The 12634-nt window shown below is 72.2% G+C and carries 13 protein-coding genes; 4 read left to right on the top strand and 9 right to left on the bottom strand.

Annotated elements, in window-relative coordinates; all coding sequences use genetic code 11:
- Positions 1–13: 13 nt before the first annotated feature.
- From ACH4E7_RS05115 to ACH4E7_RS05145, 7 genes are all read right to left on the bottom strand, one after another.
- Positions 14–880: an amino acid ABC transporter permease gene (locus ACH4E7_RS05115; protein ID WP_396247609.1), complete on the bottom strand. Its 867-nt coding sequence runs from the start codon at positions 878–880 to the stop codon at positions 14–16.
- Entirely contained in the window at positions 877–1521 is a 645-nt protein-coding gene (locus ACH4E7_RS05120; RefSeq protein WP_396247610.1) for an amino acid ABC transporter permease, read from the bottom strand. Before ACH4E7_RS05120 ends, ACH4E7_RS05115 begins: the two co-directional genes overlap by 4 nt.
- A 12-nt stretch (positions 1522–1533) precedes the next feature.
- The gene (locus ACH4E7_RS05125; protein ID WP_396247611.1) at positions 1534–2457 is read right to left on the bottom strand and encodes a glutamate ABC transporter substrate-binding protein; all 924 of its coding nucleotides are present in this window, start codon (positions 2455–2457) and stop codon (positions 1534–1536) included.
- A gap of 9 nt (positions 2458–2466) precedes the next feature.
- The gene (locus tag ACH4E7_RS05130) at positions 2467–3195 is read right to left on the bottom strand and encodes an amino acid ABC transporter ATP-binding protein (protein ID WP_396247884.1); all 729 of its coding nucleotides are present in this window, start codon (positions 3193–3195) and stop codon (positions 2467–2469) included.
- A gap of 47 nt (positions 3196–3242) precedes the next feature.
- A complete protein-coding gene (locus ACH4E7_RS05135) occupies positions 3243–3488 on the bottom strand; it encodes a lipopolysaccharide assembly protein LapA domain-containing protein (protein WP_396247612.1) in 246 nt (81 codons plus the stop codon).
- Between the two features lie 131 nt (positions 3489–3619).
- On the bottom strand, positions 3620–5392 hold the full coding sequence (locus tag ACH4E7_RS05140; protein ID WP_396247613.1) for an ABC transporter ATP-binding protein: 1773 nt from the start codon (positions 5390–5392) through the stop codon (positions 3620–3622).
- Positions 5389–7335, bottom strand: a complete 1947-nt coding sequence (locus ACH4E7_RS05145) for an ABC transporter transmembrane domain-containing protein (RefSeq protein WP_396247614.1) — start codon at positions 7333–7335, stop codon at positions 5389–5391. The genes ACH4E7_RS05140 and ACH4E7_RS05145 overlap by 4 nt, the downstream gene beginning before the upstream one ends.
- A 436-nt stretch (positions 7336–7771) precedes the next feature.
- On the opposite strand from ACH4E7_RS05145, the gene ACH4E7_RS05150 reads away from it, so the two are divergent.
- The gene (locus ACH4E7_RS05150; protein WP_355670563.1) at positions 7772–8635 is read left to right on the top strand and encodes an aldo/keto reductase; all 864 of its coding nucleotides are present in this window, start codon (positions 7772–7774) and stop codon (positions 8633–8635) included.
- Between the two features lie 199 nt (positions 8636–8834).
- On the opposite strand, the gene ACH4E7_RS05155 is transcribed toward ACH4E7_RS05150, so the two are convergent.
- Positions 8835–9701: a MarR family winged helix-turn-helix transcriptional regulator gene (locus ACH4E7_RS05155; RefSeq protein ID WP_396247615.1), complete on the bottom strand. Its 867-nt coding sequence runs from the start codon at positions 9699–9701 to the stop codon at positions 8835–8837.
- Between the two features lie 403 nt (positions 9702–10104).
- Here ACH4E7_RS05155 and fabG point away from each other — a divergent pair, with 403 nt between their 5' ends.
- Both fabG and ACH4E7_RS05165 read left to right on the top strand, forming a co-directional pair.
- On the top strand, positions 10105–10872 hold the full coding sequence (fabG, locus tag ACH4E7_RS05160) for a 3-oxoacyl-ACP reductase FabG (RefSeq protein WP_396247616.1): 768 nt from the start codon (positions 10105–10107) through the stop codon (positions 10870–10872).
- A gap of 232 nt (positions 10873–11104) precedes the next feature.
- On the top strand, positions 11105–11890 hold the full coding sequence (locus tag ACH4E7_RS05165; RefSeq protein ID WP_396247617.1) for a phosphatase PAP2 family protein: 786 nt from the start codon (positions 11105–11107) through the stop codon (positions 11888–11890).
- A 32-nt stretch (positions 11891–11922) separates the two neighbouring features.
- Here ACH4E7_RS05165 and ACH4E7_RS05170 read toward each other — a convergent pair whose 3' ends face one another.
- The gene (locus tag ACH4E7_RS05170) at positions 11923–12141 is read right to left on the bottom strand and encodes an I78 family peptidase inhibitor (protein WP_396247618.1); all 219 of its coding nucleotides are present in this window, start codon (positions 12139–12141) and stop codon (positions 11923–11925) included.
- Between the two features lie 78 nt (positions 12142–12219).
- Between ACH4E7_RS05170 and ACH4E7_RS05175 the strand changes: the two genes are divergently transcribed.
- Positions 12220–12492, top strand: coding sequence for a DUF6343 family protein (locus ACH4E7_RS05175; protein ID WP_396247619.1), 273 nt, complete (start codon positions 12220–12222; stop codon positions 12490–12492).
- Positions 12493–12634: the final 142 nt, after the last annotated feature.

Raw genomic sequence — 12634 nt, forward strand, 5'->3', positions numbered from 1 at the left:
CACCACTGCGGGCTCACTGCACCGAGGGCGGCAACCCCATCGCGACCTCGGCCTTCACCACCGGCGCCCCGCCGCGCATGCTCGGGCTGCGCCGGCTGCGCCGCTCGACCCAGCGGGCAAGCCAGGACAGCAGCAGACACATGCCGATGTAGATCGGCGCGATCACCATCACCACCGGGATGAACGGCAGGTCGTAGTCCAGGTTGGTGGCGATCAGCTTGCCCGCGTGCAGGAACTCCTCGTAGGTGATCAGGAACCCGAGCGAGGTGTCCTTGAGGGCGACCACCAGCTGGCTGATGATGGCCGGCAGCATCGCCCGGTTGGCCTGCGGCACCAGCACGTACGCCATCACCTGGGTCTTGCGCATGCCCAGTGCGTACGCCGCCTCGCGCTGCCCCTTGGGCACCGCGAGCACACCGGCCCGGAACACCTCGGCCAGCACCGAGCCGTTGTAGAGCACCAGCCCGGCGACCAGTGCCCAGAGCGGCTGCGCCTTGAGCGCGACGAAGACGAAGAAGATCATCACCAGCACCGGCATGGCCCGGAAGAACTCCACCACCAGCGTGGCGAACCAGCGCACCACCCGGTGGTCGGACAGCCGTCCGACCGCGAACAGCGCGCCGAAGGGCAGCGCGAACAGCGCCGTCCAGCCGAAGGCCTTCAGGGTGTTGCCCAGCCCCCGCAGCAGCAGCTCCTGCACGCCGCGGTACTCGAAGGGCTCCCATTTGGCGTAGGTGAACTGGCCGGTGTGGAAGAGCATGTAGACGACCCAGCCGATCAGCGCCGCGATCACCACCAGCGCGATCCCGCCGTACAGTCGGTGCCGGGCCAACGCCTTCGGGCCGGGGATGTCGTACAGCGCCGAGGATTCAACGGTCATCGGGACACCGCCACTCGTCGCTCCAGCAGGTTGAAGACGGCGCTGATGGCCAGGGTGATGATCAGGTAGCCGACGGCGATCCATACGAAGGTCCAGACGATGCTGTAGCCCAGCTCGTTGATGGTCCGGTAGGTGCCCAGCAGTTCGGTGACGCTGAAGGAGCCGGCGATCGCCGTGTTCTTCGCCAGCGCGATCATCACACTGCCGATCGGCGCCACCACCGAGCGGTACGCCTGCGGCAGCACCACCAGGCTCATCGTCTGCCCGAAGCTCATACCCAGGCTGCGGGCCGCCTCGCCCTGCCCGGACGGCACGGTGTTGATGCCTGAGCGCATCGCCTCACAGACGAAGGCCGAGGTGTAGCAGCCGAGCGCCAGCACCGCGAAGGTGTAGAAGGGCAGGATGATGTTGAACCGGGGCAGGCCCAGCACCACGATGAAGAACAGCAGGGTCAGCGGCGTGTTGCGCAGCACCGTCACCCAGACCGTCCCGAACACCCGCAGCGGCCTCACCGGCGAGACCCGGAAGCCCGCGACCAGCACACCCAGCACCAACGACAGCACGGCGCTCACCACGAACAGCGCGAGCGTGCCGAGGAAGCCCTCCCAGTAGGTCGACCAGTTGTCGATCAGCGTTTTCACAGGGCGGCCCTCTCAGTACCGGTTGATCGGCGGCGGGGCGGGCGCGGGCTCCCCGGACAGGCCGAGGGTCGCGTCGAAGGCCTTCTTCCAGTCGCCGTTCTGCTCGTGGTGGGCCAGTGCGTCGTTCAGCGCCATGCGCAGCACGGTGTCGTTCTTCGGCGTCCCGATCCCGTACGGCTCGGTCGAGAACAGCGGGCCGACCACCTTGAGCTCGTCCGGCACCTTGGCCGCGTAGCCCAGCAGGATCGCGTTGTCCGTGGTGACGGCGTCGACCTGGCCGGTGATCAGATTGTCCACGCAGGCCGAGTAGGTGTCGTAGCCGATCAGGTGCGCCTTGGGGAACTGCGACTGGATCCGCTGGTACGGGGTCGAGCCGGCCGCCGAGCAGACCTTCTTGCCGTCGAGGTCCTGCGGCCCGTGGATGCTGTTGTCGTTCTTGCGCACCAGCAGCGACTGTCCGGCGACGAAGTACGGCCCGGCGAAGCCCACCAGCTTCTTCCGGTTGTCGTTGATGGTGTACGTGCCGACGTAGTAGTCCACCTGGCCGTTCTGCAGCGCGGTCTCGCGGTTGGCCGAGGCGATGGTCTTGAACTGGATCTTGTCCGGTCCGAAGCCGAGGGAGGCACCGAGCATCTTGGCGATCTCGATGTCGAAGCCGGAGTACACGCCGGTGGCCGGGTTCTTCTGGCCCAGGTACGGCTGGTCCTCCTTGACGCCGACCACCAGGTAGCCCCGGCTGCGGGCGGCGTCCAGGGTCGGCGAGCCGGCGATCGAGGAGGCGTCCTGCACCTGGTAGCTGGGCAGCGCGCTGGGCTGCGGGCCCTTGGGCGGCGGGGTGCCGGGTTTGCCGCAGCCGGCCACCAGCGCGGTGAGCAGCAGGACGGCGGCGAGCACTCGGTGGCGCGCCCGCGCGACGGGCGTCCTCTTACGGGTCACGGCGCCGCCTCAGTGCTTCAGGATCTTGGACAGGAAGTCCCGGGCGCGCTCGCTCTCGGGGGCGCTGAAGAACTCCTCCGGGGCGCGGTCCTCGACGATCCGGCCGTCGGCCATGAACACCACCCGGTTCGCGGAGGCCCGGGCGAAGCCCATCTCGTGAGTGACCACCACCATCGTCATGCCCTCGCTGGCGAGTTGGCGCATGACGTCCAGCACCTCGTTGATCATCTCGGGGTCGAGCGCCGAGGTCGGCTCGTCGAACAGCAGCGCCTTGGGCTCCATCGCCAGCGCGCGGGCGATCGCCACGCGCTGCTGCTGGCCTCCGGACAGCTGGGCCGGGTACTTGTCGGCGTGCGCCGCGAGGCCGACCCGCTCCAGCAGTGAGCGGGACTTGGCGTCCGCCTCGGCCTTGGGGCGGCCGCGGACCTTGATCTGGGCGAGTGAGACGTTCTGCAGCACGGTCTTGTGCGCGAACAGGTTGAAGGACTGGAACACCATGCCGACCTCGGCGCGCAGCTTGGCCAGGCCCTTGCCCTCCTCGGGCAGCGGCTGGCCGTCGATCAGGATGGTGCCGCCCTCGATCGGCTCCAGCCGGTTGATCGCCCGGCAGAGCGTGGACTTGCCGGAGCCGGACGGGCCGATCACCACGACGACCTCGCCGCGGCCGACCGTCAGCTCGATGTCCTGCAGCACGTGCAGGTCCCCGAAGTGCTTGTTGACCTCGCGCATCTCGATCAACGGCGTGAAGGCCGAGGCGCCGGTCGGGGCCGGCCCGGGGGCGGTGGTCACCGGCCGCGCCGCCCCTTCATCAACCAGCCCAGCACAGCGCCGGCGACCAACGTGGCCAGCAGTGCGATCCAGAGCGGCGCGGTGACGGTGAACACCCAGAACTGGATCTCGACCTTGTCGAGGTTGGCGAACAGGAACCACACCGCGAGGATCACGATGACGCCGATCCCGATGTACCGCGTGGGGATCCCGCCGATCTCGCTGCGCCGGGAGCGGGACGAGCCGTCTGAAATCTTGGTCACCGGAGCAGTCTGCTGTCCTGGACGGTGATTTGCCCGGTTACGCGCCCTTACGGGTGAGGGAGTAACCCGCACGGGGCAATCCGACCCCGTGCGGGTTTACCGGTCTCCTGGGGCGTCGACTCCTCCGGCCGCTACCGCTCGTCCCGCCAGGAGCGCCAGAGCGCCGCGTACGGGCCGCCGGCCGCGACCAGTTCCGGGTGGCTGCCGTACTCGCTGATCCGACCGCCCTCGACCACCGCGATCACGTCCGCGTCGTGCGCGGTGTGCAGCCGGTGCGCGATGGCGATGACCGTCCGCCCCTCCAGTACCCGGGAGAGCGAACGCTCCAGGTGCCGGGCGGCGCGCGGGTCCAGCAGCGAGGTGGCCTCGTCCAGCACCAGGGTGTGCGGATCGGCCAACACCAGCCGGGCCAGGGCCAGTTGCTGGGCCTGCGGCGGGGTCAGCGAGCTGCCGCCGGAGCCGACCTCGGTGTCCAGCCCCTCCGGCAGGGCGTCCACCCAGGCCCCGGCATCCACCGCGTCCAGCGCGGCCCGCAGTTCGGTGTCGTCCGCCTCGGGTGCGGCCAGCCGCAGGTTGTCCCGCAGGGTGCCGACGAACACGTGGTGCTCCTGGTTGACCAACGCGACCTGGGCGCGCACCCGCTCGGCCGGCATCCGGGACAGCGCCGCCCCGCCCAGAGTGACGCTGCCCCGGCCGGGCGCGTAGATCCCGGCCAGCAGCCGCCCGAGGGTGGACTTGCCCGCCCCGGACGGACCGACCAGCGCGACCCGGCTGCCCGGGGCGACGTCCAGGCTGATCCCGTGCAGGACGTCGGCGCCCTCGCGGTAGCCGAAGCGGACGTCCCGGGCCTCGACCCTCCGGCCGTCCGGCTGGACGGACTCGTCCCCCTCGTGCTCCGGCACCTCGTGCACGCCGACCAGCCTGGCCAGCGAGGCCTGCCCGATCTGCAGCTCGTCGTACCAGCGCAGGATCAGGTCCACCGGGCCGGTGAGCATCTGCGCGTACAGCACACCGGTGGTCAGCTGGCCGACGGTGAGCCAGCCCTGGAGGGTGAACAGCCCGCCGACCACCAGGGTGGCCAGCACCGCCGCGGTGTAGACCGCGTCGATGGTCGGGAACCAGACCGAGCGCAGCCACAGGGTGTACCGCTCCCAGGCCAGCCACTCGCTCAGCTTGCGGTCGGTCAGCCGGACCCGCTGCTCGCCCAGCCGCAGCGCCTCGACCGTCCGCCCGGCGTCCACCGTCTCGGCCAGCACGTTGCTCACCGCGGCGTACCCGGCCGACTCGTTGCGGTAGGACTGCGGCGCACGCCGGAAGTACCAGCGGGAGCTGACCAGCAGCAGCGGCAGTCCGACCAGCGAGGTCAGCGCGAGCAAGGGCGAGGTGACCAGCAGGGCGCCGAGCACCAGCAGCAACGACACGACGGCGACGGCGAGTTCGGGCACGGCCTCGCGCACCGACTTGTCCAGCCGGTCGATGTCGGTGGTGCCCCGGGAGACCAGGTCCCCGGTGCCGGCCCGCTCCAGCACGCCGGTGGGCAGCGCGACCGAGCGGACCAGGAAGTCCTCCCGCAGGTCGGCCAGCACGCGTTCGCCCAGGACGGCGCCGCGCATCCGCGACCAGCCGGTGAACGCGGACTGCACCACCAGCGCCAGCAGGTACCAGCCGACCGCCACCGCGATGGTGGCCCCGGCCGTGCCGGTGACCAGCGACTCGACCAGGCTGCCGAGCACCCAGGGCCCGACCAGTCCGGCCAGGGTGGCCACCGAGTGCAGCGCCACCACCCCGGCGAACCCGCCCCGGTGCCGCTCCGCGAGCAGCCGCAGGTACCCGCGCACGGCGGCCGGGGAGCCGACCGGCAGGGTGGTGGCCGGCCCCTGCTCCTGATGGACGGGGGGTTTCATGGCGTACTCCTCACGTGCGGTACCGGGCAGTCGACGCGGGCGGTCACATCGGCTCCGTGACTCGCCCGCTCGTCTCCGGGCGCTTCCGGTCCGGTGCCGACGCCCTTCGCACCGGCGCTCCCTCTTTCGTCGGTCGCCTGCCGCCCCTCGCTCTCGGCACCGGCGCGCCCTGCGACTCGGGGCGGGACCGGGGCGCTCTCCTCGTCCCGGGTGACCACGGCCCGGTACGCCGGCTCGGTGCGCATCAGCTCGCGGTGCCGCCCGGCCGCGACCACCCGGCCGCCTTGCAACAGCACCACCCGGTCCGCCTGGTCGAGCAGCAGCGGGCTGGTCGCGAACACCACGGTGGTGCGCCCCGCCCGGGTCTCCCGCAGCCCGGTGGCGATCCGGGACTCGGTGTGGGCGTCCACCGCGCTGGTCGGCTCGTCCAGCACCAGGACCGGCGGGTCCGCCAGCAGCGCGCGGGCCAGGGCCAGCCGCTGGCGCTGGCCACCCGAGAGCGAGCGCCCGCGCTCGGTGACGCGGGCGAGCATCGCGTCGCCCCCGCAGTCCGGCGAGCCGTCCGCCAGCGCCTCCAGCACGTCCTCGCAGCGGGCCGCGGCCAGCGCCTCGGCCGCCGGAACCCGGCCCGAGGACGGGATGTCCAACAGCTCGGCGAGGGTGCCGGAGAGCAGCACCGGCTCCTTGTCGTGGACCAGCACCGCCGCCCGGGCCTCGGCCAGCGGCACCGCGTCCAACTCGGTGCCGCCGAGGCGGACGTAGGGAAGCGGCTCCTCGCCCTCGGCCAGCGGGACGTGCCCGCCGAGCCGCTCGGCGAGCGCCCCGGCGAAGTCCGGGTCCCCGCAGACCACCGCGGTCAGCTCGCCGGCCCGGGCGGTCAACCCGGTCGCCGGGTCGTGCAGGTCGGACTTGCCGGGCCGGGCCAGCGCGGCCTCGGCCGCTCCACTGGTCCGGCTGAGCGAGAGCACCCGCACGGCCCGCCCGGCGGAGACCCGGGCGACGCTCCAGGCGTGCGCCGCCTCACCGAGGATCCGCAGCGGCGCGGCCAGGAAGGCGGTCGCGCCGTACACCGCGATCAGAGTGCCCACGGCGAGCTCGCCGGAGGCCGCCAACCGGGCGCCGTACCAGGTCACCCCGACCACGAACAGGCCTGGCAGCAGGACCTGTTGGGCCTGCATCAGCGACCAGACCCGGGCCGAGCGCACCGCGGCCGCCCGGACCTTCTGGGAGGCCGCCCGGTACCGCTCCAGGAACAGCTCCTCGCCGCCGATGCCGCGCAGCACCCGCAGCCCGGCCACCGTGTCGGCGGCCAGCTCGGTGGCCTTGCCACCGAGCGCGCGCTGCCTCTCGTAGCGCCGCTCGAACGGCCCGATCAGCGGCCAGACCGAGGCGGCCAGCACCGGGACGCCGAGCAGCACCCCGATCCCGAGCACCGGTTCGACCACCAGCACCACCGAGCTGACGGCCAACCAGACGATCACCGCGGCCCGGACCCGGGCGACCAGCTCGACGTACCAGCCGATCCGCTCGACGTCCCCACTGCCGACCGCGACCACCTCACCGGTGGCGATCCGTCGGGACAGCCCGGCTCCCAGGCGGGAGGCCTGCCCGGCGACCAACTGCCGTACGTGGCAGGCGGCGTGGATCCAGTTCCAGACCGCCTGCCGGTGCAACAGCACGGTGCCGAGCGAGGCGGTCGCGGCCAGCAGCAGCGCGAGCGCGCCGGCCTGCCAGATCCCGGCGGCGTCGCCGTCGACGGCGGCCTGCACGCCGCGCCCGAGCGGTATCGGCAACGCGGCCTGGGCGCCCATCTCCACCAGCGCCCAGCAGGTGGCTCGCACCTGCCCGCGCCGCTGGGCGCGTTGCAGCCAGCGCAGGAAGGCCAGGGGTGAGGACAGGTCGGGACTGCCGGGGTCGGCCAACGGCAGGGGGGTGAGCGGCATGACACTCCGATACGGAAGGCGCGGAGGTACGGGGGTGCGAGGGTGCGAGGCCGCGAGCGCGCGCGGAGGGCCGAGAGGGCCCACGGGCACGGACACGACGGGACGGGCGAAGGACGCGCGGCACAGCGGCGCGGCAACGTCCACACGTCCGGAGGGAGGGGCCGGACGGACGAGGGTTGGGCACGAAGCGCCCGGATCTCAGGAGGTCATGCCAGCGAGCCTGCCAAGCCCGATGTGATCCACGCAACAGGTTTTTCGCCGCCCCGGCCCCGGTACCCCACCCCGGACGGCCGCGGGCCGCCACCGACGGCCCGAGGAGTACGCCACGCCGCCGTAAAGCTTCGCCAAAGATTCGCCCGGACGGCGGGAACAATCATGTCGGGGCACCAGTTGCCCCCACTGGAACCAGCGGACGACCAGGAGGGCATCCCTTCCCGTGAGCAACATCCCCAGCGTCACCCTGAACGACGGCGCTACCATCCCGCAGCTCGGCTTCGGCGTGTGGCAGGTCCCGGACAGCGAGGCCACCGCCGCCGTCCGCACCGCGATCGAGGCGGGCTACCGCTCCATCGACACCGCGGCGATCTACGAGAACGAGGCCGGCACCGGCGCGGCGATCGCCGAGGCCCTGGCGGGCGGCGTCGCCCGCGAGGACCTCTACATCACCACCAAGCTCTGGAACTCGGGCACACGTGACTGGTCGGGCGAGCAGGGCCGGGACGCGGTGCTGCGCGAGTTCGACGCCTCGCTGGCCAAGCTCGGCCTCGACTACATCGACCTGTACCTGATCCATTGGCCGCGCCCGATGCACGGCAGCTACCTGAACGTCTGGAAGGCCCTGGAGCAGCTGAAGGCGGACGGCCGGGTCAAGTCGATCGGCGTCTCCAACTTCGGCACCGAGCAGCTGACCCGGGTGCTGGACGAGGCCTCGATCGTCCCGGTGCTGAACCAGGTCGAGCTGCACCCGTACTTCCCGCAGGAGGAGCTGCGCGCCTTCCACGCCCAGCACGGCATCGCCACCGAGGCGTGGAGCCCGCTGGGCCAGGGCGGTGAGCTGCTGGCCGAGCCGGCACTGGTGAAGATCGCCGAGAAGCACGGCCGCACGGTCGCCCAGGTGGTACTGCGCTGGCACCTCCAGAGCGGCGTGATCGCCATCCCGAAGTCCGTCACCCCGTCCCGCATCCGGGAGAACCTGGACGTCACCGGCTTCGAGCTCGACGCCGAGGACCTCGCGGCGATCGCCGCCGTGGCCACCGGCAAGCGGATCGGCCCGGACCCGCAGGGGTTCGACTGGAACTGACGCCCGCCCCGGGGGCGCCGGCACCCACGGCGCCGCGCCCCGTCAGGGCGATCACTGGCTGACCGCCAGTCACGTCGAAGAACCGCCCGCCCCGGCCAGGGACGGGCGGCACTTCGGCATGCCGTGATTCACCACGCGAAAAGCCACGGGTCTTCGGTGTGTTGGCGAATCGTTTTGGCTGGAGTTACAGAGGCTTTGCCTAGAGCCTGGCGGCCTTGGCGATGAGCGTGAGCGCGGCCTCGTGCTCCTCCTCCGCCAGCGGTGCGAGCAGCAGCCGCTGAACCTCGGCCACCCCGGCAGCCGAGCGGTGCAGCAGGTCCTGGCCCGCCGGTGAGAGCGAGAGCAGGTTGCGGCGACCGTCCGAGGGGTCGCGCCGGCGCTGCACCAGACCGCGGCGCACCAGTCGGCTGACCATCTCGGCCATCGTGGCCTTGTCCAGCGAGGCCAGCTCGCCGACCGTACGCTGGTCCGCGCCCGGCTCCAGCTCCAGCGCGTCCAGCACGGCGTACTGCGGGGCCGTCAGCTCCGCGCCGACGTGCTCCGACCAGAGCTTGGTGTGCACCTGCTGGCCGACCCTGATCAGGTAACCGATCGCCCGCTGGGCGTCCAGTATCGGCCGCGCGTCCGTGAAGACGGCGACCGCGGCGGGCTCCAGCCTGGCTATCTTGGCCATCACCCGGACGATCTCGATCTGCTCGTCCGGAGTGAGCGGCTCGAACAGCACCCGCTGCACGCGGACCACACCACCGGTGGCCTCGCGCACCGCCTGGGCACCGCTCTGCGAGAGCGCGAGCAGCTTGCGCCGACCGTCGGCCGGGTCGCGCCTTCGCAGCACGAGGCCGCGGCGGACCAGCCGCGCGACCATCTCCGCCATCGTGGCCTTGTCGAGCGAGGCACGCTCGCCCACCGTGCGCTGGTCCGCGCCCGGTTCCAGGGCGAGCACCAGCAGGACCGCGAACTGCGGAGCCGTGAGATCGGCTCCGACGTGCTCGGACCACAGCCGGGTGTGAACCTGCTGCGCAACGCGAATCAGGTGTCCGGGCGACTGCTGCAGTCGCGCGGACACGCGGGTTGTCGGGATCTCCCCCAGCACCATGTATCCGTCCCGATGTCACACCCGGTGTGTGTGGGACACCCGGGTGGGGCAGTAACGGCGAGTGGGCGTCCAGCTATGAGGGAGGGCGCTCCAGCCGTGCAGCCGGTGGCTGCTGGCGGACACTATACAAACGGCGGGCCCTCGCTGGCAGGCAGGGGCGGATAGTAGACGCAGGTTCGGCAACATTGGCATATTTACGCGCCGCCGAGCCCTTGCGGTAACCCGTTCTCAGCAGAAAGCCGACCGGTCGGTCCTTACCGACCGTCACCTGCGCCTCTCCGCCCTGGCCGCCTCCCCTACCCGCCGGTAGGGTGTGGGCACCCTCTCCGGGGGCACTCCCCCGGAGGCATCCCCGAGAGAGACGAGAGCGAGCATGACCGAGCAGAGCACCGCCCCCCGGGTCGCCGTCGTCACCGGCGCCGCCCGCGGCCTGGGCGCCGCCACCGCCGTCCGGCTGGCCGCCGACGGCTACGCGGTCGCCGTGCTGGACCTGGACGAGACCGCCGGCAAGGACACCGTCGACCTCATCACCGCCGCGGGCGGCCGGGCACTGGCCGTCGGCGCCGACGTCTCGGACGCCGAGCAGGTCCAGGCCGCCGTCGACCGCGTGGTCGCCGAGCTCGGCGCGCCGGTCGTGCTGGTCAACAACGCCGGCGTGCTCCGCGACAACCTCCTCTTCAAGATGTCGGAGTCCGACTGGGACACGGTCATGAACGTCCACCTGCGCGGCGCCTTCCTGATGACCCGCGCGGTGCAGAAGCACATGGTCGACGCCGGATTCGGCCGCATCGTCAACCTGTCCTCTTCGTCGGCCCAGGGCAACCGCGGCCAGGCCAACTACTCCGCCGCCAAGGCCGGCCTGCAGGGCTTCACCAAGACTTTGGCCATTGAGCTGGGCAAGTTCGGCATCACCGCCAACGCGGTCGCCCCCGGTTTCATCGCCACGGACATGACAGCCGCCACCGCGGCCCGGGTCGGCATGGACTTCGAAGACTTCAAGCGGGCTGCGGCCTCTCAGATCCCGGTCCAGCGGGTCGGTGAGCCCGAGGACGTCGCCCACACCATCTCGTTCCTCGCCAGCGAGGGAGCCGGCTTCGTCTCCGGACAGGTGATCTACGTGGCGGGCGGCCCCCTCGACTGAGCACCGGACCTACACAGGGTGACCACGGAGTGGGAGGCCGGCCGGACCGGCATCCCGCTCCGTTTTCTTTACCGGGGCTTTTGGAGAATCATTCGAAGACCACACTGGCATTCGACTCCGGAATACTGGAAATCACTCCCCGGGCCACCCCGGGGCGACTCAATTGTCGATTTCCCGGGAAGATGACAATTCCCTCCGGAATGGCCCCGGTCGGATGGGTAAGGTCACCCCCGTGCAATCCAGAAGTACCCCCGCCCGCATTCCGCGACAGGAGCCGGAACGCCGCACCGCCGACCCCCGGGACCTCCGGGGCCCCGCCCGCGCCCCCGCGCCCGCCACCCCCCACGGCGGCGAGGTCGGCTGGCCCCCGATGAGCCGCCGCCGGGCCGCCCTGCTCGCCGCCACCTGCGGCGTCTACCTGCTGGTGCTGGCCGGTGTGCTGCTCAACACCGGCCTGGTCGACCTCGACTGGTCGGTCCGCCTGCTCCGCCCCTACGACCGGTGGCCCAGCCTGGAGCCACTGCTCGCCACCTGGGTGGTCGCCGGGCAGCGCGGGCCCAGCGCGATCGCCGCCTTCGTCTGGCTCGCCTGGCGCGCCCACCGCCTCGGCCGGCTGCGCCCGCTGCTGGTCATGGGCATCGCGCTGCTGCTGCTCAACATCACGGTCGGCGCGGTCAAGATCGTCACCGGCCGGCTCGGCCCGCACTACGCCCAGTACGTCGGCTCACCCGAGTTGTTCTCCGGCGGCACCATCTTCCCCTCCGGCCACACCGCCAACGCCGTGGTCACCTGGGGCGTGCTCGCCTACCTCGCTGTCCGCTGGCGGCGCACCGGCGCGGTGATCGCCGCCGCCACCGCCTGCTCGATCGGCCTGACCACGATCTACCTGGGCACCCACTGGGTCACCGACGTCCTGGCCGGCTGGGCCGCCGGACTGCTGGTGCTGCTCTCGCTGCCGCTGCTGGAACCGCTGGTCGCCGCCGCCGAGCAGCGTCTGCACCGCCGGTTCGCACGCTGAGCCCGGCCCGCGCGCCCTGCCGGACAGGAGTGCTACCCCTCCCAGCTGCGCTCGACCACACCGTCCCGCACCAAGAGGTTGAGCCGCCCCTGCCGGTACTCCATGGTGATCATCTGCTCCGGCTCCAGTACCCGGACCGAGGCCCAGCCGTGCCGCCGGGCCAGCTCCCGGGCCCGCTCGATCCGCAGCCCCGCGTACCCCTCGGCGTCCTCCCCCATCGCACCCGCCCCCACGGTGTCCGACCCCGTCATCGTGCCTCCCCCGGCTCGCCCCCTCGGACGTACGCTGGAATCGTAGCCCCCACCCGCGCGGCCCGGAGGTGATCCGCCATGGGCACCACCACCCCGCGGCGGTGGCGCAGCGGCACCGAGCCGGCCACCGCCCGCAGCGACCTCAAGCTCCGGTACCTGCTTTCGCTCACCTTCACCCCGCTGTTCGCGCTGGCCACCGCGGGCTTCGCCGTCTGGGCGGCCTTCTCGCCCGTCGACGGCGCCCCCAGCCGGGGCACCCTCACCGGCTTCGCCGTGGCCCTCGGCCTGCTCACCCTGTTCGCCGCCGTCGATCTCGTGGTGGTCATCCGGCGCCGCCGGACCGAGCTCTGACGCGGTGTCTCCCGGGGAGTGGGGGGGGGGGCCCCCCCCCCGCCCCCCCCCCCCCCCCCGGGGCCCCCCCCCCCCGGGGGGGGGCCCCCCCCCCCCCCCCCGCCCGCCCCCCCGCCCCCCCCCCCCCGGGCCCCCCGGGGCG

Source organism: Kitasatospora sp. NPDC018058 (genome assembly GCF_044327205.1).
In the GTDB taxonomy this organism is placed as follows: domain Bacteria; phylum Actinomycetota; class Actinomycetes; order Streptomycetales; family Streptomycetaceae; genus Kitasatospora.

Bases quoted from the DNA above. Each gene is read 5' to 3' on its own strand.
- ACH4E7_RS05140 (WP_396247613.1), bottom strand. From the start codon at position 5,392: ATGAAACCCCCCGTCCATCAGGAGCAGGGGCCGGCCACCACCCTGCCG.
- ACH4E7_RS05170 (WP_396247618.1), bottom strand. From the start codon at position 12,141: ATGACGGGGTCGGACACCGTGGGGGCGGGTGCGATGGGGGAGGACGCC.
- ACH4E7_RS05145 (WP_396247614.1), bottom strand. From the start codon at position 7,335: ATGCCGCTCACCCCCCTGCCGTTGGCCGACCCCGGCAGTCCCGACCTG.
- ACH4E7_RS05175 (WP_396247619.1), top strand. From the start codon at position 12,220: ATGGGCACCACCACCCCGCGGCGGTGGCGCAGCGGCACCGAGCCGGCC.
- fabG (WP_396247616.1), top strand. From the start codon at position 10,105: ATGACCGAGCAGAGCACCGCCCCCCGGGTCGCCGTCGTCACCGGCGCC.
- ACH4E7_RS05115 (WP_396247609.1), bottom strand. From the start codon at position 880: ATGACCGTTGAATCCTCGGCGCTGTACGACATCCCCGGCCCGAAGGCG.